Source organism: Roseibium sp. QJM3NY_11, from assembly GCF_056173175.1.
On record NZ_CM149660.1, the window covers coordinates 5,218,633 to 5,236,927 of the forward strand.

At 62.5% G+C, this 18,295-nt stretch carries 19 protein-coding genes; 5 read left to right on the plus strand and 14 right to left on the minus strand.

Going from position 1 to position 18,295, the window contains the following annotated elements:
- Window position 1: 1 nt before the first annotated feature.
- From AC0VX3_RS23885 to AC0VX3_RS23895, 3 genes are read right to left on the minus strand one after another with little or no spacing between them, the layout of a single operon-like run.
- Window positions 2-1,297 carry a TRAP transporter large permease gene (locus tag AC0VX3_RS23885; protein ID WP_475522608.1) on the minus strand — a complete coding sequence of 432 codons (1,296 nt, stop codon included), beginning with the start codon at window positions 1,295-1,297 and terminating at the stop codon, window positions 2-4.
- Window positions 1,294-1,824 (minus strand): TRAP transporter small permease, encoded by a 531-nt coding sequence (locus AC0VX3_RS23890; protein WP_475522609.1) that lies wholly within the window; start codon window positions 1,822-1,824, stop codon window positions 1,294-1,296. The genes AC0VX3_RS23885 and AC0VX3_RS23890 overlap by 4 nt, the downstream gene beginning before the upstream one ends.
- Window positions 1,821-2,849 carry a type 2 periplasmic-binding domain-containing protein gene (locus AC0VX3_RS23895; RefSeq protein WP_475522610.1) on the minus strand — a complete coding sequence of 343 codons (1,029 nt, stop codon included), beginning with the start codon at window positions 2,847-2,849 and terminating at the stop codon, window positions 1,821-1,823. The genes AC0VX3_RS23890 and AC0VX3_RS23895 overlap by 4 nt, the downstream gene beginning before the upstream one ends.
- Before the next feature lie 140 nt (window positions 2,850-2,989).
- Between AC0VX3_RS23895 and AC0VX3_RS23900 the strand changes: the two genes are divergently transcribed.
- Entirely contained in the window at window positions 2,990-3,889 is a 900-nt protein-coding gene (locus tag AC0VX3_RS23900; protein WP_475522611.1) for a LysR family transcriptional regulator, read from the plus strand.
- Between the two features lie 129 nt (window positions 3,890-4,018).
- On the opposite strand, the gene AC0VX3_RS23905 is transcribed toward AC0VX3_RS23900, so the two are convergent.
- The 8 genes from AC0VX3_RS23905 to AC0VX3_RS23940 form a co-directional block, all read right to left on the minus strand.
- A complete protein-coding gene (locus AC0VX3_RS23905) occupies window positions 4,019-5,041 on the minus strand; it encodes a Gfo/Idh/MocA family protein (RefSeq protein WP_475522612.1) in 1,023 nt (340 codons plus the stop codon).
- 73 nt (window positions 5,042-5,114) lie between these two features.
- Window positions 5,115-5,498, minus strand: a complete 384-nt coding sequence (locus tag AC0VX3_RS23910) for a hypothetical protein (RefSeq protein ID WP_475522613.1) — start codon at window positions 5,496-5,498, stop codon at window positions 5,115-5,117.
- 162 nt (window positions 5,499-5,660) lie between these two features.
- Window positions 5,661-6,044 (minus strand): GFA family protein, encoded by a 384-nt coding sequence (locus AC0VX3_RS23915; protein ID WP_475522614.1) that lies wholly within the window; start codon window positions 6,042-6,044, stop codon window positions 5,661-5,663.
- A 27-nt stretch (window positions 6,045-6,071) separates the two neighbouring features.
- Window positions 6,072-6,935 carry a LysR substrate-binding domain-containing protein gene (locus AC0VX3_RS23920; RefSeq protein ID WP_475522615.1) on the minus strand — a complete coding sequence of 288 codons (864 nt, stop codon included), beginning with the start codon at window positions 6,933-6,935 and terminating at the stop codon, window positions 6,072-6,074.
- 82 nt (window positions 6,936-7,017) lie between these two features.
- Window positions 7,018-7,761 (minus strand): pyrimidine 5'-nucleotidase, encoded by a 744-nt coding sequence (locus tag AC0VX3_RS23925; RefSeq protein WP_475522616.1) that lies wholly within the window; start codon window positions 7,759-7,761, stop codon window positions 7,018-7,020.
- Window positions 7,758-8,645, minus strand: a complete 888-nt coding sequence (gene argB, locus AC0VX3_RS23930; protein WP_342891225.1) for an acetylglutamate kinase — start codon at window positions 8,643-8,645, stop codon at window positions 7,758-7,760. Before argB ends, AC0VX3_RS23925 begins: the two co-directional genes overlap by 4 nt.
- Window positions 8,646-8,795: 150 nt before the next feature.
- The gene (yihA, locus tag AC0VX3_RS23935; protein ID WP_475522617.1) at window positions 8,796-9,443 is read right to left on the minus strand and encodes a ribosome biogenesis GTP-binding protein YihA/YsxC; all 648 of its coding nucleotides are present in this window, start codon (window positions 9,441-9,443) and stop codon (window positions 8,796-8,798) included.
- Between the two features lie 9 nt (window positions 9,444-9,452).
- The gene (locus AC0VX3_RS23940; protein WP_475522618.1) at window positions 9,453-10,133 is read right to left on the minus strand and encodes a CatB-related O-acetyltransferase; all 681 of its coding nucleotides are present in this window, start codon (window positions 10,131-10,133) and stop codon (window positions 9,453-9,455) included.
- A 321-nt stretch (window positions 10,134-10,454) separates the two neighbouring features.
- On the opposite strand from AC0VX3_RS23940, the gene AC0VX3_RS23945 reads away from it, so the two are divergent.
- Entirely contained in the window at window positions 10,455-11,459 is a 1,005-nt protein-coding gene (locus AC0VX3_RS23945) for a hypothetical protein (protein ID WP_475522619.1), read from the plus strand.
- 79 nt (window positions 11,460-11,538) lie between these two features.
- On the opposite strand, the gene yidC is transcribed toward AC0VX3_RS23945, so the two are convergent.
- From yidC to rpmH, 3 genes are read right to left on the minus strand one after another with little or no spacing between them, the layout of a single operon-like run.
- Complete coding sequence (gene yidC, locus AC0VX3_RS23950; RefSeq protein ID WP_475522620.1) at window positions 11,539-13,362, minus strand: membrane protein insertase YidC; 1,824 nt, start codon at window positions 13,360-13,362, stop codon at window positions 11,539-11,541.
- A 6-nt stretch (window positions 13,363-13,368) separates the two neighbouring features.
- Window positions 13,369-13,770: a ribonuclease P protein component gene (rnpA, locus tag AC0VX3_RS23955; RefSeq protein ID WP_342891230.1), complete on the minus strand. Its 402-nt coding sequence runs from the start codon at window positions 13,768-13,770 to the stop codon at window positions 13,369-13,371.
- Between the two features lie 59 nt (window positions 13,771-13,829).
- Window positions 13,830-13,964, minus strand: a complete 135-nt coding sequence (gene rpmH, locus AC0VX3_RS23960; RefSeq protein ID WP_342891231.1) for a 50S ribosomal protein L34 — start codon at window positions 13,962-13,964, stop codon at window positions 13,830-13,832.
- 359 nt (window positions 13,965-14,323) lie between these two features.
- Here rpmH and AC0VX3_RS23965 point away from each other — a divergent pair, with 359 nt between their 5' ends.
- From AC0VX3_RS23965 to AC0VX3_RS23975, 3 genes are all read left to right on the plus strand, one after another.
- Entirely contained in the window at window positions 14,324-15,109 is a 786-nt protein-coding gene (locus tag AC0VX3_RS23965; protein WP_475522621.1) for a TVP38/TMEM64 family protein, read from the plus strand.
- Between the two features lie 34 nt (window positions 15,110-15,143).
- A complete protein-coding gene (locus AC0VX3_RS23970) occupies window positions 15,144-16,574 on the plus strand; it encodes a dihydrolipoyl dehydrogenase family protein (protein WP_475522622.1) in 1,431 nt (476 codons plus the stop codon).
- 119 nt (window positions 16,575-16,693) lie between these two features.
- Window positions 16,694-18,166, plus strand: a complete 1,473-nt coding sequence (locus tag AC0VX3_RS23975; protein WP_475522623.1) for a sensor histidine kinase — start codon at window positions 16,694-16,696, stop codon at window positions 18,164-18,166.
- The last annotated feature ends 129 nt before the right edge of the window (window positions 18,167-18,295 follow it).

Below are 18,295 nucleotides of genomic sequence, written 5' to 3' on the forward strand. Positions count from 1 at the left end.
TTCACCTTGCGATTGACGGCAGAAAAGTCGCGAATTGCGGAAACGAGAAAACCAGGACAAGGCCGATGCCAAGCGCGACGATATAGGTCGTCACGCCGCGAAAGATGTCGGTCAGCTTGACGCCGGGCAGAACGGATTTCACCACAAAGACATTCATCCCGATGGGCGGTGTGATCAGTCCGATCTCGGTCACCAGAACCATGATGATGCCGAACCAGATCATGTCGACACCGGTCGCATAAAGGGCCGGCAGAAAGACTGGCACCAGCAGGACCACAATGCCGATGGTTTCGAAAACCATGCCCATCAGGAGCGCGATCACGCAGATGAAGGCGACCAGTCCCACCGGTGAGAATTGTGCGTTGTCGACAAAATCCAGAAGGTCGTAGGGCATGCCCGAAAGATTGATGAACTGGGTGAAAACGACCGCTCCGAACAGAACTATGAAGATCTTGGCCGTTGTCATGGCAGCCTCGACCAGGCACACCCGCAGCGCCTGGACGGACCTGAGATGGCCGCGCAGGGCCGCAATCACCGCGGCTCCCATGGCGCCGATCCCGGACGCTTCGGTTGCGGTGAAGACCCCTGCGTAGATACCGCCCAGGACCAGGGTGAACAGGGCAACAACCGGCAATGTTCCCCGCACCGCCTTTCGTTTGCGTTCGTTGTCCAGATCTTCCGCCGCCGGCGCGGAGGACGGGTCGAGGCGTACCGAAACCGACACGGCAAGCAGGAAAAGCAGGACCAGCAGCATGCCGGGCAGAATTCCGGCGATGAACAGCAAGCCGATGTCCTGTTCGGCAACGATGCCGTAGATCACCAGAGGAACCGATGGCGGGATCATGATGCCGAGCGTGCCGCCGGCTGCAATGGTCCCGGCCGCCAGACGGTCGGAATAATTGTAGGCCTTCATCTGGGGCATGGCGACCTTCGACATGGTCGCTGCCGTCGCAAGCGTCGACCCGCACACCGCCGAAAATCCACCGCATGCCAACACGGTCGCAAGAGCAAGACCGCCCTTGAACCGGCCAAGCGCCGTGTAGGCGGCATCGTAGAGATCACTGCTGATGTCGGAGCGGTAGATAAAGACGCCCATGAGAACAAAAAGCGGAATGACCGACAGGTTGTAGTTCTGTGCATCCTCGGTCACCTGCTGCGCGACCATTGTCAGCGACGCGGTCCAGCCGCGCTCCAGGGCGAAGCCCGCGAAGCCCACCAGCAGCGTCGCGAAGCCGACACGAAATCCGTAGAAACACAGCGCCAGCAGAAGCGCAAAACCAAGGAGAGCCGTGATCATCTGCCGTTGCCCGCCGAGCGTTTCTTCAGGTCCAGTATTTTTAGAACGACACCGGCGATCTGGGATATCACGCTTATGACCGCGAACACCGCGATCGTCCCGGTGACATAGTAGAGCGGCATCTCGAGAACGACGGTCAGCTTGTTCAGCGTGTAGGAGTCCCATGCATGCTCGAACAGGACGACGGCGATCAGCCCCATGCAGAAAACCGAGAACACCTGTATCGAGATCTCATAGACGACGGGTGTCAGAAACTGCCTCACCGGGGCATCGAACAGCTCGACCGCGATGTGATCGTCGCGCGCGTTGATGACGCCCAGCCCGGAGAAAATTGCAAGGGCCAGCAGCGCCGATATCATTTCCGTTCCGCCGAAGATCGGACTGTGAAAGATGTACCGCCCAACAACATCGGCGAACGTCAGCAACATCATGATCAGGATCACGACCCCCGAGATGTTCTCGAGGATCGTGACCGCTGCCTTGAGAGCAGACCTTGCAAACCCCGTTTTCCCGGGCCGGTCGCTCATTTCGAAAGGTCCGCAACCCGCTCTCTATAGAAGGCCAGGGCCGCTTCGCCATCGATGCCGGCTTCCGCAGCCTTCGCCTTCCAGGCGGCGGTCGTGGGCTCAGCGGCGCTCACAAGCGCTGCTTCCAGGTCCGGGTCCCCCGTCAGCTCGACAATTCCAAGGTCACCGAAACCCGCCAGAACTTCCCGGGAAACGCTGTCCCACAGCCCGGCCGCCACCATGCCGACCTTGTCCTGGGACATGCCGCGAATGGCCTGCTGATCCTCCGGAGAAATTTCGGCCCATTTGTCCTTGTTCACAAAGAACGAGAAGGACGTTGAATAGACGGGACGGGAAAAACGCGTCATCGACCTGGTATAGGGAAGCACCTGGAAGGCCTTCAGGCCGTCCCCGTTCAATCCCAGATGGCTGTCGACCACACCGTTGGCGATAACCTCGTTGGAACGCACGGCCGGTGTCGCAACCACGCCCGCACCGATTTCCTTGGCGATGTTCGCCAACGGTCCCGGGAGCGCCCACATCTTGCGTGACCTGAAGTCTTCCAGCGTCACAATCGGCGTATCGGTGCCCGAATAAAGATCCCCCGGGGTGATGACCCACTGTGCCAGCAGTTCAACGGTATCAAATTCGTCCGGATAGAATTTCCTGTTCGTTTCCCAGGCGGCCTGTGTCATCGCAAGGCTGTCCCTGGACCCGGAAAACGGCTGCATGCCGGTTAAGGCACCGGACACGCGGTTGCCGATCAGTCCATTGAACTGAACCGCGGCGTCCACGAGGTTTTTTTCCACGGACGCCAGTTGTTCGGGAGGAGGCGAGACGGATTTTGGCGGGATATTCGCTGTCACGCGTCCTTCGGTGACGCGCTCGACTTCCTCGATCCAGCCCGGCAGAACCTTGGTGCAAACAAAATGCTGGGGCGGCCAGAAGCAATTGACAATCAACCGTGTCCTGGCAACCGCCGAAGACGGCATGCTCAGGAATGTAATCGCGATTCCGACAACAATCGCAGCCAGATACTGTCTCATTTGTCACCTCCCTGACAAAAATATATCGACTTTTCTTGTTTTCTTTGATGTTTGACGAAAAAATCATATCCGTCTAATGCTTATTGTGCCCAACATTATGTGATTTTGATATGTTTATTGATCCACGACATCTGGAACACTTGGCTGTAATCGTCGAGGCGGAAACGCTGCATGAGGCCGCCGGCATCATCGGCACGTCACAACCTGCCTTGAGCCGGATGATCAAGACCCTGGAAGCCCGCATCGGACTGGCGCTGTTCGAACGCGACAGCAAGCCCCACAAGCCGACGCGCATCGCCCTTGAACTTGCGGACCAGGGCAAAGCGATCAGGTCCGCGCAACTGCGTGCAAGGGAATGCGTCCAGTTTGTCGCCCAGGGAAACTCCGGCGTCCTCAAGCTGGGCGTCCCGCCGTTCCTGTGCAGGAGACTGGTTTCCGAAGCGGTCGCCAAATTTGTCTCCGAACGCTCCGTGGCGCATATCGAGCTCGTGCCCGACTATTTCTCCGGATTGCAGGACCGGCTGGTGCAGAACGTGATCGACATCATCATCGCACCGTCCAAACACGTCGATCACCGGAATGCGCAATTGCAGCTGGAGCCCCTGTTCGAGGACATCAACGTCGTTGTCGGCCGCGCCGGACACCCTCTTTTCCGGAAAAAGGAAATCTCGGGCCGCGACCTTTCGGATGTCACCTGGATCGGTCACTCGGACAGCAGCGTGTTGCGCTATGACATGGAAACCGCGCTCAAGCTGATGGGCGTCAATCACATGCACCTTGCCTTTCAAAGCGGCTCGGCTGACGCGATCATCGAGGTCCTGCGCAACACGGACTTTCTGACCATTCTTCCGCGGTATGCAATGAGCGCGGACCGCAGCGACGGTCTGGAAATCGCGCCTGTCGATCTTCCCAATGCCGTCCAGATTGTCTGCATGATCACCCTTGCGGGTCGCGGCGACAGCGAACTGAAGAGCGATTTCAAGGCGCATTTGCGCACATATGTCGCCGCCCGGAACATGCAGACCGGTCTTCAGGCCTGAGACAGGCCGCCAGTCCCGAACACCGTCTGCCGGGGGGCGCCGGGTTTCCGGAGACGGAACGGGACGCGCCCCCCCAGGCAGGGTTTGGCGCCGCGTCCCCTTCGACATCAGGCCAAAAGGCCCGCCGTCTCACTCCATCGCGACCCGCAGACCTTCCCGGGAAGAGCGTTCCAGGGCATCGATCAGCCGATGGGCCGCGAGAGCCTGCCGGCCGGTGATGCGAGGCGGTCGGCCCGCCGCGATCGCATCGGCGAAATCGGCGATCACCGCCTTGTGCCAGTGATACTTGAACGCCATCGGGTTCGACCCACCGCCTGATACGGCTTCCTCGCCGAAGCGGTCGCAGCGGCCATCGCGCCAGGAGACCGTCAGAACGCCGGATTGCAGCAGAACCGAAGCCTGTTCGCATTCCAGCGTCAGGCTCTCCGCTCCGCCGGGAAAACTGGCGGTGGAGGCAAACAGCGATCCGACCCCGCCTTCAAACTCGAAGGCTCCGGCGCAGACATCCTCCGCTTCCATGGTGTGCAGGGCGGTCGTCGCGGTCAGTGCCTGAACGGCGGTCACCGGTGGGATCAGGGACATCATCAGATCGAGCATGTGGATCGCCTGGGTCATGAGGACACCGCCGCCGTCGCGTTCATAGGTGCCCCTGCCCGGTTCGTCGTAATAGTCCTGGCCACGCCACCAGGGAATGTCGGCCCGGACCAGCCGGATCGGACCGAGCTCTCCGGACACGATCAGCGCGGCAAGCTTTTCGGAGGCCGGCCGGAAGCGGTGCTGGAACACGACGCCGAGCCGGACATCGGCATCCTCGCAGATCCGGACGATGCCTTCGGCGGCCGCAACCGTCCGCTCCAGCGGTTTTTCGCACAGGATGTGCTTGCCGGCCTCGGCGAAGCGCGAAACGATCCCGGCGCGGACATTGGGCGGTGTTATCAGAAGAAGGCCGTCCACGTCCGGATCCCCGACCAGCGCATCGAGATCATCGGCCGCGCGGAAGCCGTAGGTATCCGCGAACGCGCGCCGCGCAGGTTCCGAGCGGGCATAAACGCCACGCACATCGATCACGTCCTCAAGGTCCTGCAGCGACTGCGCATGCGGCGCCGCGCCCATTCCCAGTCCGACGACCGCCAGTCCCACCCGCTTTGCCATGTGATTCCCCGTTGTTCGATGCCTGCTTGTTGAAGCCGCGTATGGGGACCCCGGCACAAGGCTGTGTCAAGCCTCAAGGATTGAGCACGATCACCCTGGTCTGGCCGCCGTTGCAGGTATAGCAACAGCTTGAGCAACTGTTGCGATTCTTGTGGCCGACACCCCAATAGAGGTTGGAGCGATTGCGCACCCAGGCGCCGTAGCAGACCCTTTCACCGCGGCGGCAGGAGATGCTGATGGTCTTCACCGTATAATCGTCGAGAACGTAGACCTTGTTGCTGCCCGGCCAGACATGACCTCGGCGCGTGTCGGAATAGAGCTCCACGTCGACGATCTTCGAATGCTTGCTTTCAAAGCGCCACTGCAAAGATTCCGCCGAGGCCGGCAGTGCGGCCAGACCGGAATAAACAACAGAAAACACCAGAATTACGGCGCTAAACAGCCCCTTGCGCATCATACTTCCCCCCCAGAAAGCCCTTGAAATCCCCTGAACTGCCTCCGAAACAGGTGCAGCGCATCTGTCCCGGCAGCCGGACGAGTATGGGGCCATTTCCGGGATCGAGGCAAGACGACCGGACAGACCTTCCGTCAGGGACCGCTCGTTTCCGCTTCGCGCGGCTCAGAGTTTTTGAAACTGAGGCGCGCCGTCGCCGATCTGGTAGTAAGCGGCCTTGTCCTTGACGAAGATATGCTTGCCGGTGGTCAGATCGTCTGCCGTGTCCAGGCAGCCGGCCGCGATTGCCAGAGTGTTGTCTCCGTCCATCCTGTAGAACAGGCTGGACCCGCAGACCTTGCAGAAACCACGTTCCGCAAAATCGGACGACCGGTACCAGGAAAGCCCTTCGTCACAGGTGAAGCGAAGCGTGTCCGCAGGCGCCGTCGTGCTGGCCCACAGGTGGCCGCTGGTACGCCGGCACTGGCCGCAATGACAGACCGTCACCGTGTCCCGGACGGCATTGACCTCGAAGATCACCTTGCCGCATTCGCATCTTCCTGTAACCATCGGTCTCTTCCAATCCTTCGGGTGGGTTCACACCGCCGTCTGCAGCCAGTCCCTGAATGCGGCGACCGGACGGGTGAGCGTTCGGGTGGGGGAGCGGACGAACCAGTAGCCGGTATCGAGTTCGACCACGGCCCAGTCGGGCATGACCAGGTGCCCGGCTTCCAGTTCCTGGCTGACGAAGCGCCGGTCGATGACGATGGCTCCCATGCCGGCGATGGCCGCCTGTATGGCAAGGTCACGGCTCTGCAGCACGGTGCCCGAAGTGGTGTCGGGATGCTCGAGACCGGCCTGCTCAAGCCAACGGATCCAGTCGCCGCGCCGGGAAGCGCTGTGCAGCAAGCGAAGCTTCGACAGAACGGCCGGGTCGGCCGGAGCCGTCTCCTTCAGAAGACCCGGTGCCAGCGCGACCGCCAGATGTTCCTGCCACAGGAGCCGGCTTTCCACGCCTGGCCAGTTGCCGGTTCCAAGACGGATCGCGCAATCGTAATTTTCCCGGTCGAGATCCACCATGCGGGTGGACGCGGACAACAACAGCTCCACATCCGGCTGGCCGGCCTGGAAATCCGGCAGGCGCGGGATCAGCCAGCGGGTCGCGAAGGTGGACACCGTGCTGATCCTGAGTTCCGTGCGGCCGCGCCGCTTGAAGCTGTCCACCGCTTCGCCGATACGGTCGAAGGCGTCGCCGAGGCTGAGAGCAAGGCGTTGGCCTTCCTCCGTCAGCGTCAGCCCGCGCCCGTCCCGGTTGACGAGGGTCGCCCCCAATTCACTCTCGAGCTTGCGCATCAGGTGGGACAGCGCCGAGGGCGAGACCCCCAGTTTTTCGGCTGCGAGCGCCGCCCGGCCGTGGCGGGCCAGCAGGGAAAAGGCATGAAGTGCGCGCAGGGACGCCATGAGGCACGGTTCCGGACTATTGAATTTAAGTCAATAATGGATCGCGCGACACGTGTCGAGCTGGAGGCGTCCGGCAGAAGACCTAGCCGAGGCCGCCAAGGACCGCCTTCAGGAAGCCCGTCAGGTCGTCGGTAACGAAGTCGACATGAGGGTAAGGCTCGCCTTCCAGGTCCCAGCTTTCCCGGAAGACCTCGCGGGTGCCTTTGGGAACGAGCAGCGTGGTGCACATGCCGAGCTGATGCGGCACCGCAAGGTTTTTCGGCAGGTCCTCGAACATGGCCGCGCGCGCCGAGGATATGCCGGTCTTCGCCAGAAACATGTCATAGGTTTCCCGGTTGGGTTTCGGGATCAGATCGGCTTCGACGATGCCGAAAATATCCTCGAAATGATCCGAGATGCCAAGGGCCGCCGCAGTGCGCTCCGCATGCGGCCGGTCACCGTTGGTGAAGATGAATTTCCTGCCCGGCAGCGCCTCGATCGCACTGGCCAGATCCGGGTTGGGCAGGAGCCCCGAATAATCGATGTCATGGACGGCGCGAAGGTAATCGTCCGGGTCGATCTCGTGCCGCTTCATCAGGCCGCGCAGGGTCGTTCCGTGCTCGTGATAGAGTTCTTTCTGGTGCGCCCTCGCCTCCTCGCGGGAGAGGTCGAGCAGCTTCTGCACATATCGCGAAATCTTGTCGTCGATCTGCGAGAACAGATCGGCTTCATGCGGATACAGCGTGTTGTCCAGATCGAACACCCAGGCCTCGATCCCCTTGAACAGTCTCAGGTCGTGTTGGTGGGCATGCGCGCCCTCGCCGGGCAGGGTGCGTTTTCCGGTCACGGTCGTATCAGGGTCCCTGCGCCGCCATCGGTGAACAGTTCGAGCAGAACCGCGTGCGGCACCTTGCCGTTCAGGATGACGACACCTTCCACGCCCCGGTCCAGCGCCTCGATGCAGGTCTCGACCTTCGGGATCATGCCGCCGGAAATGGTGCCGTCGGCGATCAGCTCGTGGGCCTTGGCAACGCTCAGCTGCTTGATCAGTTTGCCGTCCTTGTCGAGCACGCCCGGGACGTCCGTCAGGAACAAGAGGCGCGTCGCGTCGAGCGCGCCGGCGATGGCACCGGCGGCCGTGTCGGCGTTGATGTTGTAGGTCTCGCCGTCCTCGCCCGGGGCGACCGGCGCGATCACCGGGATGATGTCTTCCTTCAGCACCAGTTTCAGAACAGTCGGATTGACGGTTGCCGGCTCGCCGACGAAACCGAGATCGACAACACTTTCGATGTTGCTGTCCGGGTCGACCACGGTGCGCTTCAGCTTGCGCGCGGTGACCAGGTTGCCGTCCTTGCCGCACAGGCCGACCGCGCGGCCGCCCTCGGCATTGATCATCTGGACGATTTCCTTGTTGATCGATCCGGCCAGCACCATCTCGACCACCTCGACCGTCGCCTTGTCAGTGACGCGCAGTCCGCCCTTGAATTCGCTGACGATGTTGAGCCGCTGCAGCATCCGGCCGATCTGAGGGCCGCCGCCATGCACGACCACCGGATTGACACCGGACTGACGCAGCAGGGTGATGTCGCGGGCAAAGGCCTGTCCCAGCTCCGGTTCGCCCATGGCATGACCGCCGTATTTCACCACTACGGTCTTGTTGTCGTAGCGCTGCATGTAGGGCAAGGCGTGGGCGATAATCTCGGCGCGGCTGGACAATTCAGGTGTGGTCATGGAGGGATTGATACTCAATCTGGCGGCAATTACAGGATCGAAGGATCTTTGCTATAGCCGGTTTGCCGGGTCTTCACAATCTGGGTCTGGCAGCGGCCTGCCAGAGGCCTGCCGGCGCCTTGCAAGCGGTCTGCCAGAGGCCTGTCTGCGTCAGGACCCCAGCAGGGACAGCAATTCGGCGCGCAACACGTCCACGCCACGGTTCTTTTCCGAGGAGGTCGCCAGAATCTCCGGATAGGCGGCCACACGTTTGGCCAGAATGGCCTTGGTGTCCTCGATCAGCCGGACAAGCTGCGGCGGCTTGATCTTGTCCGCCTTGGTCAGCACCACCTGATAGACCACGGCGGCCTTGTCGAGCAGGTCCATGGCGTCCAGATCGTTTTGCTTGATGCCGTGCCGGCTGTCGATCAGGAGAATGATCCTGCGCAGATTCGGACGTCCGCGCAGGTAGGCGAACACCAGCTGTGTCCAGGCGTCCACCAGTTCCTTCGGCGCCTGGGCATAGCCGTATCCGGGCATGTCGACGATGGTCAGCGGCGTGTCCGGGGCGACGAAGAAATTCAGCATCTGCGTGCGCCCGGGCGTCGAGGACGTTCGTGCCAGACCCTTGCGCCCGGTCAGCGCGTTGATCAGGCTGGACTTGCCCACATTCGAGCGTCCCGCGAAGGCGATCTCGATGCCGGTGACCTCGGGCAGGTTCGCCATGTCGGTGACGCTGGTCAGGAAGTCCCAGGGCCGGGCAAACAACAGCCGGCCCGCTTCCAGTTCTTCCGCGGAATAGGTTTGATCTTCGCTCATGAGCGCCTTCTACCCTGCTTGCCCGACGGCGTCGAGCCTGCTGTTGTCCTCGGCTGCCGCAGCTTCCAGAGCGCCGAGATCCGCCCCCCGGATCGCGACGAGATGCCGGGTGATCTTTTCGACCGGCCAGTTCCACCAGGCGATTTCCAGAAGACGGTCTATGGTGTCTTCGTCGAAACGCAGCTTCACCACCCGGGCCGGATTGCCGACGACGACCGCGAAGGGCGGAACGTCGGAAGCGACCACTGCGTTCGCGCCTATGATCGCACCGGAACAGATGGTCACGCCCGGCATCACCGTGGCATTGGCGCCGAACCAGACGTCATGGCCTACCAGCGTGTCATCCTTGAGATGCCCGAAGATCGTTGCCGGGTCGAACGTCTCCCTCCAGGCGTCGCAGAAGATATTGAAAGGGAAGGTGGAGAACCCGGTCATGGCGTGGTTGGCGCCGCTCATGATGAAGGTCGTGCCCTGGGCCAGGGCGCAGAACCTTCCGATCTTCAGCCGGTCGCCGATGAAGTCGAAATGATAGCGCACATTGCGGCTCTCGAACTCGGCGGCGTGGGCCTCGTCGTTGTAATAGGTGAAGTCGCCGACTTCGATGGTCGGACGTGTGATGACGTTTTTCAGGAAAACCGTATGCGGTTCACCATTGAACGGGTGGAGCGTGTCGGGAGAGGGGCCGTGCATGGGACCTCCGGATAAGCAAGAAACAAGGGAAGAGGAAAACGCGCTGGTTGCGCGGTCGACCTGCCGGTGAGCGGCTTCGCCTTGCGGATCAGGTCTTGCTTTAGCGGGTCATTGATCCATGCACTCCTTGAAAACTGGAGCTGTCACCCGGCCGGGTGCCAGCGAGCGAGATAAAACACGGTCGCGGTTACCGGGTCAAGGGGACGGAGAGATCTGATTTCCGAATTTTGCTGTGCGCGGCGTCACAGGTCTCTTCCCGTTCCCGTCTCTACCTTACAGCCACCGGACAGAGGTCCTGTCCCTCGCGAAGGAGAGACGACGATGCCGCATTTGCAATGGAACGCTTTCAAACGGGAAGTCGAAGGGCTGACGGCGATCTACCGGCAGGACAACAGATGGGTCGGCTGGTGGCGCCATGCCTCCTGGGACAATGATTGTGTCATGCCCGCCTATATCCGGGCGGCTTTCCGGCTCTACGAGGCGACGGCCCGGAACGAGCTGGAGTTCGTGGTCCTGGGCGGCACCAGCATCCGCATGGCGCGGGATCTGATCTTCAGCTTCGGCATCACCGGCGTCAACGGTATTCAGGACCGGGAAACCGTGGTTGCAGCCCGTGAGGCCCAGGTGGATCGTGAAGCACCAAGGCCGGGCGCGGCCGTAAATGGCGCGCCGGGCGCACCCGCCGCAAACCCCGACAATCGGGTCGTCCCGGTGACCGGCGTTGGCAGCATACTCAGCGAAGACCGCTGGACCCCGATCCTGAACGACGCCCTGATCGTCGGTTCGGCAACCGCACAGCATGATTTCGTGATTGCGCTTGACCGCTATGAGCAGGGTATCTGGCGGGAATGCGAGGTCACGCTAAGACCGGAACTGGAGCGGATGCGCGCACGATACGCCCACGCATTTGGCGGCAGACCGCCGGACGCCTTTCTGAAAAACACCGAAGAATACAGGCATATGGTCTGGCAGCGCTTTTTCAGCTGGAACCTGGGCATGTTCTGGGATTCACGTTTCAACAACCCGCGTGTTCTGACGCGCGAACTGCTCGGGCTCGCGATGTTCGGCTACGAGGTCAAGCTTGGCGACAAGCAGATTGGCTTCCGGCCGAGAACAAATGCGCCGGATCCCACCTTCACGGACTACGTGAACGGTTTGCGCAATTTACGGTTTCAGGACAACAGGGCACGTGCCCGGATCATGCGGGCCATCTCGACGTTTCTGCTGGGCAATCGTTACGCCATCAGCTTCCGCGCAGACCGGCCGGCGCCGGCGGTCGCCCCCGTGCCCCCGATTGTCGGAGGCCAGCCCATACAGCTCGTGTGAACAAGCCCGTCACGAAAAGGCCCCACCGGGTTGGCGGGGCCTTTTGTCTTGTTACCTGTGGTCCGGTTGCCCGGCAGCCTCAGCTTTTGTCTTCAGGCGCCGCTTTCTTGCGCTTGAACAGCGCGCCCAGATTGTCCCACAGCTCCACCTTGACGCCCTGGCGGCGCATGATGACGTATTGCTGGGTCACCGAGAGGGTGTTGTTCCAGGCCCAGTAGATCACCAGACCGGCCGGGAAAGAGGCCAGCATGAAGGTGAACACCACCGGCATCCAGGTGAAGATCATCTGCTGGGTGGGGTCGGGCGGGGCCGGGTTCATCTTCATCTGGATGAACATGGTGATGCCCATGATCAGCGGCCAGACACCCAGCATCAGCATCTGCGGCGGATCCCAGGGGATCAGGCCGAACAGGTTGAACAGCGTTGTGGGATCCGGTGCGGACAGATCCTGGATCCAGCCGAAGAACGGCGCATGGCGCATTTCGATGGTGACGAACAGCACCTTGTAGAGCGCGAAGAACACAGGGATCTGCACCAGGATCGGCAGGCAGCCGGCCAGCGGGTTGATCTTCTCTTTCTTGTAGAGCTCCATCAGCGCCTGTTGCTGCTTCTGCTTGTCGTCGCCGTATTTCTCGCGGATTTCCGTCATCTGCGGCTGGACGAGCTTCATCTTGCTCATCGAGACGTAGGACTTGTTGGCCAGCGGGAAGAAGATCATCTTGACGATGACGGTCACCACCAGGATGGCGACGCCGAAGTTGCCGAGGAGATGGAAGAAATAGTCGATGGCGAAAAACATCGGCTTGGTCAGGAAGTAGAACCAGCCCCAGTCGATCAGAAGTTCGAAACGCTCGATGCCGAGTGCTTCCTCATAGCCGTCGAGCAGCTTGGTTTCCTTGGCCCCCGCGAACAGGTAGGAGCTGCTCTCGCCGGTCTGGCCGGCGGCGACCGTCACGGCATTGCCGAGATAGTCCGCCTGGAAGTTGCCGGTCACGGTCGAATGGCTGAAGCTCGGCTGGAATTCCTCACCCGGAACCGGGATGAGGGTCGACGCCCAGTATTTGTCGGTGATCCCCAGCCAGCCATTGTCCACCTTGGCGGGACGGATCGTGCCTTCTTCCTCAAGGTCGGAATAATCGACTTCGCTCAGCCCGTCTTCCCCGAAGACACCCAGCAGGCCCTCGTGCAGGATCCAGATACCGCTTGTTTCGGGAATGCCCTTGCGGGCGATCAGGCCATAAGGATAGAGCGTGACGTCTGCGCTGCCATTGTTCTCGACCGACTGGGCGACGGTGAACATGTAGTCGTCGTCGACCGAATAAGTGCGCGTGAAGGTGACACCCGCGCCGTTGTCCCAGGTAAGGGTCAGCGGCGTTTCCGGCGTCAGCCGTGCGCCGTCTTGCGCGGACCACACGGTCTCCGGCCCCGGCAAGGCAACGTCCGCGCCCGGATCGGCCACCCAGCCATAGTCGGTGTAATAGGGGTTGGGGCTGCCGGAGGGGGAAAACAGCGCGATGGTCGGGCTGCTCTTGTCGACCGTCTCGTGATAGTCCTTCAGGCGGAGATCGTCGAAACGGCCGCCCTTCAGGTTGACCGAGCCTTCGAGGCTGGGCGTGTCGATGGTGACGCGATCGGTGGCCGCGAGCGCCTGGTCGCGGCTGGCGAAGGCAGCCTGCTGGCCCGCGGCCGGCGCGGCGGCGTCGCCGCCCTGGGCGCTGGTGAGCGGCTGGGGCGCGTCGGGGTTGACGTTGCCGCCGGCCACGGCCCGCGAGGCTTCCTGCTCGGCAAGGAGCTCGGCCTGCTGGCGATCCATCTGGGGCCCGGCGATAAAATACTGCCAGCCCAGCAGAACAATCAGGGACAGAACGATTGCGAGAATCGTGTTGCGGTTTTCAGAAATCAACTGGAATTACCCCTGTTTCCTGCGCGATGTCGTTTCAGCCTGCCGCGTCGGCCGGCGTGGTTTCCCCCGCCCGCGCGGCGTTTGCGGATCCAGCACCTGGTGTAGGCCAGACTTAAGGTCTGCAACAAGTTTTTGAAAGGGAAGAGTGAGTGCGCTGTCGCGCGCGACCAGCACAAAATCCGCCTGCCGCGGAATATCGTCGGTCGAAAGCGCGGCAACAGCCGACCGCAGCCGCCGCTTGATGCGGCTGCGTGCGACCGAATTTCCGGTCTTCTTGGTGACCGTGTAGCCCACACGGGAGACGTCGTCGCTGTCGCGTTTCAGACCCTGAACGACAAAAGCGCGCCGCCCCAGCCGGCCGCCTTTGGCGACCGCCAGGAATTCGGAGCGCTTTTTCAAAGTGTCCATAGCGGCGGGTCGGTGTTGGCAGACGCCGCCAACCCGGCGCGCTGCGGGCTGATCGCCTGTCAGGCGCTGAGGCTCTTGCGACCCTTGGAACGGCGGCGAGCAAGTATCTGACGGCCATTTTTGGTCGCCATACGTGCGCGGAAGCCGTGACGACGCTTGCGGACAAGACGGCTCGGTTGATACGTACGCTTCATTGTTCTTCCCCGCGCGACTTTTAGCGCGGCCCTTGTTCATTTTTAAATTCTTTGGAGGAAGCACCCGAAGCGCTTCAAAGAGCGCGGCTCCGTCAGCCTGGGTCCGAATGCGTGTCCCGATCGAGCGCGCTTATAAGCGCCAAGCCGCCTCAAGTCAACTTTGACCGGACAAGAATCTGCGTTTTCGTTTCGATCACGTACAGGTGACCCGCAGAGCCGGGCGCCTCACATATCAGTGAAGCGCGGTTCTTTTTACCATGTTTAAGGTACATCTGCCTATCACGACAAACAGACAGGCCAGATCCTGCACGAAAAAGAGAGATGACGGGAACCGACATGCAGGGAGACGAGGCCGAACAATGACGCTGCCGAAAGACACCAAGCCGGGCGCCGGGAGCACGCCGCCCCCTGCCCTGCCTGCAAGGCTGCGCCGGTGGCTGCCCGTGGCTGCCCTGGTGCTCCTGATGGCCCTCGGTTTCGCCTTCGGCCTGCATGAAACCCTGACCCTGTCGAACCTGATCATGCAGCGCCAGGAGCTGGCTGGATTCGTTGGCGCGCATCTGGGCGTGGCGCTTGCCGTCTACCTCGGCCTCTACGCCGTTGCCGTGTCCTTGTCGTTCCCCGGCGCGTCCCTGCTGACCATCGCCGGCGGCTTCCTGTTCGGCTGGGTGCTCGGCGGCATCGCCACCGTCATCGGAGCCACAATCGGGGCCTGCGCCGTGTTCCTGGTGGCCCGGTCGTCCTTCGGGGAGTTGCTGACCGACCGCGCCGGGCCGTTTCTCGCCCGTCTCGCCGAGGGCTTTCGCAAGGACGCCTTCCATTACCTCCTGTTCCTGCGGCTGACACCGATCTTTCCGTTCTGGCTGGTCAATATCGCGCCGGCCATATTCCGCATGCCGTTGCCGGCCTATGCGCTCGCCACTTTTGTCGGCATCGTCCCGGGAACCTTCGCCTTCACCTTCATCGGCTCCGGACTGGACAGCGTGATCGCTGCCCAGGAGGCGGCAAACCCGGGGTGCGCAGCAGCCGGAAATTGCCGGATTAACGTCTCCGCTCTGGTCACGCCGCAGCTTCTGGCGGCCTTCTTCGCGCTCGGTCTGGCAAGCCTCATTCCCCTTGTCCTGAAAAAGCTGCGCACGCGCTGACCTTTCCCAATATCGCACCTGATAGGATTGCCTCATGGCCAAGTTGCTGACCCCGGATATTTGCGTGATCGGAGCCGGGTCCGCCGGTCTTTCGGTCGCCGCCGCCGCCGCCGCGTTCGGAGTCGACGTGGTCCTGATCGAGAAAGACCTCATGGGCGGCGACTGCCTGAATTACGGCTGCGTTCCCTCCAAGGCGCTGCTGGCCGCCGCCAAGGCCGCCGCCGCGGGGCGCAAGGCCTCCGGTTTCGGGGTCGGGCCGATGGAACCAACCGTCGACTTCGCCCGCGTCAACGATCACGTCCGGCAGGTGATCGACGCCATCGCGCCGCATGATTCCCAGGAACGGTTCGAAGGTCTCGGGGTGACGGTTCTGCGCAGCGCGGCCCATTTCACCGGGCCGGACACGGTGCGCGCGGGCGAGACCGAGATCAGGGCCCGCCGATTCGTGATTGCCACGGGCTCGACCGCCCTGGTCCCACCGATTGAAGGGCTGGACAAGGTGCCCTTCCTCACCAACGAATCCCTGTTCGACCTGCGCAGCCTGCCGGAGCATCTGGCCGTTGTCGGCGGCGGGCCGATCGGCCTTGAAATGGCCCAGGCCCACCGCCGTCTCGGCTCGAAGGTCACCGTTCTGGAAGCAAGCCGCGCGCTCGGCAAGGACGACCCGGAGCTGGCGGCGATCGTCCTGGACACCGTGCGCGCCGAAGGTGTCGAAATCCTGGAGCAGACCAGCGTCGAAGGCGTTGCCAGCTCCGGTCAGGGGATTGCCGTCTCGGCGAAAGCGCAGGACGGAACACCGGTCACGCTGACGGCCAGCCATCTGCTGGTCGCCGTGGGCCGGGCGCCCAATGTGGACGGACTTGGCCTGGAGGCGGCCGGTGTCGATTTCGACCGCAAGGGAATCAGCGTCGACAAGGGCCTGCGCACGTCCAACCGCAGGATCTATGCCATCGGAGACGTGGCCGGCGGGCTGCAGTTCACCCATGTCGCCGGCCATCAGGCCGGTCTGGTCATCCGCTCGATCCTGTTCCGCCTGCCCATCGCCATGCGCAACGACATCGTGCCGTGGGTCACCTACACGGCGCCGGAACTGGGCCACCTGGGTCTTACCGAAGCGCAGGCCCGCGAGAAGTACGGCGACCGTGTCAGGGTGCTGGCCGCGGAGTATTCCGGCAATGACAGGGCCCGGGCCGAGGCCCTGACCACAGGCCGGCTGAAACTGATCGCCGGACCGCGCGGACGCCTGCTTGGCGCCGGCGTTGCCGGAGCCCAGGCAGGCGAGATCCTGAACCTTCTTTCGCTGGCCCTGACCAGGAACATGTCCATGAAAGACCTGGCCGGGTTCATCGCGCCCTACCCCACCCTCGGGGAACTGGTGCGCACTGCAGCAATTGCCTACTATGCGCAAGCCCCCAAAAATGCTTGGGTACGCTGGGTGATTGCAATGTTGCGCAAACTGGGTTGATTGTTTGCCGGTCCGCACAGATGCCGGCGCATGACCCCATCCACCGGGGCTGACAGGTTTCCGGACTTCCGGAATCCTGGAAACCTGGCCGGGGTCATGGACTATTGGAAAGACGTGACATGAAACATGAGGGCCAGCCACGGGGATCGACCGTCCCGCATGACGCTGCGGTCAGTCCTGCCGAGCCCGACGGCAGCTTCGGACGCTACCGCTTCGGCGGGCTGTCCGGCAAGCTGCTCCTTCTGACCGTCGTCTTCGTGATGCTGGCCGAGGTCTGCATCTACGTTCCCTCGATCGCCAACTTCCGCGATACCTGGCTGATGGACAGGCTGACCACGGCCGGTGTCGCCGCTTCCGTTCTGGCCGAAACCAATACGATCGCTCCGCGCCTGCAGGAAGAATTGCTCAACACCACCGGCGCGCTGGCGATCGCCCTGGACCAGGGCACCCAGCGCAGCCTGATCGCCATGAGCGATGTGCCGGGCGAAGTGGACCTTGTCATCGACATGGCCGATGTCACACCCTGGTCGTCGATCCTGAGCAGTTTCGAGATCCTGACATATCGCGGCGGCGGTGTGATGCGGGTCATCGGAACCGGGCGGATGGGGCACACGGAGCGGGTGGACGTCGTCCTGCCGGTCGGGCTTCTGCAAAAGGACATGCTCGCCTTCTCGGGAAGGATCCTGGCCCTGTCCCTGGTGATCTCCATCATCACCGCCAGCCTCGTCTATATCACCCTGAGAGCGCTGTTCATCCGGCCGCTGCGGCGGCTGACGCGCTCCATGGAACACTTTGCCGAGAGCCCGGAAGACGCCTCGCGCATCGTCAGGATCTCCGGCCGGCGCGACGAACTCGGCGATGCCGAGATCCGTCTGGCGGCGATGGAAGAGGCCCTGTCACGCGCCCTGCATCAGAAGCAGCGGCTTGCCGACCTCGGCCTGGCGGTGTCCAAGATCAATCACGATCTGCGCAACCTGCTGGCCTCCGCGCAACTGTTCCTGGAACGCCTGGAACACGTGCCCGACCCGACGGTCAGCCGGCTGGCTCCCAAGATCCTGGCGACGCTCGACCGGGCCGTCGGCTATACGCAGGCGGTGATGTCCTACGGCAAGGCCCAGGAACGCGCGCCGCAACGGCGGCTTCTGGCCCTGTGCCGGGTGGGCGACGATGTCGCCGACGTGCTGGGCCTGGCCGATCATGACAGCGTGACATTCGACAACCGGATCCCGGAAGACATCGAGATCGATGCCGATCCGGAGCAGATTTTCCGGGCGCTGCTGAACCTGGTGCGCAACGCCCTGCAGGCGCTTGAGACGGAGCGGGACGAGACGCTGGTGCGCCGGATCACCCTGGAAGCCGCACGCGCAGGCACCTGTGTCCAGGTCCGCATCCGGGACACGGGGCCGGGCATCCCCGGCAACACCAGGAAAGCCCTCTTCAAGGCCTTTCACAGCGGCTCCAAGACAGGCGGGGTCGGCCTCGGGCTGGCAATCGTCGCGGAACTTGTGAAAGCCCATGGCGGCAGCATCCACCTGGATGAAAGCCAGCCTGACACCTGCTTCTGCCTTGAGGTGCCCGACCGGACCGCCTGACCGGAGCGCCTGACACGATGTGCCAGACCGGTTTTCGCGACCGGTCTTCCCGATGGGTTTTCCCGACCGATTTTCTGAACGGGATTTCTCAACGGGTTTTTCGGGCCGAGGGAGGCTTCCGGCAACGCC

Excerpts from the sequence above, each read along its gene's own strand:
- AC0VX3_RS23885 (WP_475522608.1), bottom strand. The coding sequence starts at position 1,297 with ATGATCACGGCTCTCCTTGGTTTTGCGCTTCTGCTGGCGCTGTGTTTC.
- AC0VX3_RS23890 (WP_475522609.1), bottom strand. The coding sequence starts at position 1,824 with ATGAGCGACCGGCCCGGGAAAACGGGGTTTGCAAGGTCTGCTCTCAAG.
- AC0VX3_RS23895 (WP_475522610.1), bottom strand. The coding sequence starts at position 2,849 with ATGAGACAGTATCTGGCTGCGATTGTTGTCGGAATCGCGATTACATTC.
- AC0VX3_RS23905 (WP_475522612.1), bottom strand. The coding sequence starts at position 5,041 with ATGGCAAAGCGGGTGGGACTGGCGGTCGTCGGACTGGGAATGGGCGCG.
- AC0VX3_RS23910 (WP_475522613.1), bottom strand. The coding sequence starts at position 5,498 with ATGATGCGCAAGGGGCTGTTTAGCGCCGTAATTCTGGTGTTTTCTGTT.
- AC0VX3_RS23915 (WP_475522614.1), bottom strand. The coding sequence starts at position 6,044 with ATGGTTACAGGAAGATGCGAATGCGGCAAGGTGATCTTCGAGGTCAAT.
- AC0VX3_RS23920 (WP_475522615.1), bottom strand. The coding sequence starts at position 6,935 with ATGGCGTCCCTGCGCGCACTTCATGCCTTTTCCCTGCTGGCCCGCCAC.
- argB (WP_342891225.1), bottom strand. The coding sequence starts at position 8,645 with ATGACCACACCTGAATTGTCCAGCCGCGCCGAGATTATCGCCCACGCC.
- yihA (WP_475522617.1), bottom strand. The coding sequence starts at position 9,443 with ATGAGCGAAGATCAAACCTATTCCGCGGAAGAACTGGAAGCGGGCCGG.
- AC0VX3_RS23940 (WP_475522618.1), bottom strand. The coding sequence starts at position 10,133 with ATGCACGGCCCCTCTCCCGACACGCTCCACCCGTTCAATGGTGAACCG.
- AC0VX3_RS23945 (WP_475522619.1), top strand. The coding sequence starts at position 10,455 with ATGCCGCATTTGCAATGGAACGCTTTCAAACGGGAAGTCGAAGGGCTG.
- rnpA (WP_342891230.1), bottom strand. The coding sequence starts at position 13,770 with ATGGACACTTTGAAAAAGCGCTCCGAATTCCTGGCGGTCGCCAAAGGC.
- rpmH (WP_342891231.1), bottom strand. The coding sequence starts at position 13,964 with ATGAAGCGTACGTATCAACCGAGCCGTCTTGTCCGCAAGCGTCGTCAC.
- AC0VX3_RS23965 (WP_475522621.1), top strand. The coding sequence starts at position 14,324 with ATGACGCTGCCGAAAGACACCAAGCCGGGCGCCGGGAGCACGCCGCCC.
- AC0VX3_RS23970 (WP_475522622.1), top strand. The coding sequence starts at position 15,144 with ATGGCCAAGTTGCTGACCCCGGATATTTGCGTGATCGGAGCCGGGTCC.
- AC0VX3_RS23975 (WP_475522623.1), top strand. The coding sequence starts at position 16,694 with ATGAAACATGAGGGCCAGCCACGGGGATCGACCGTCCCGCATGACGCT.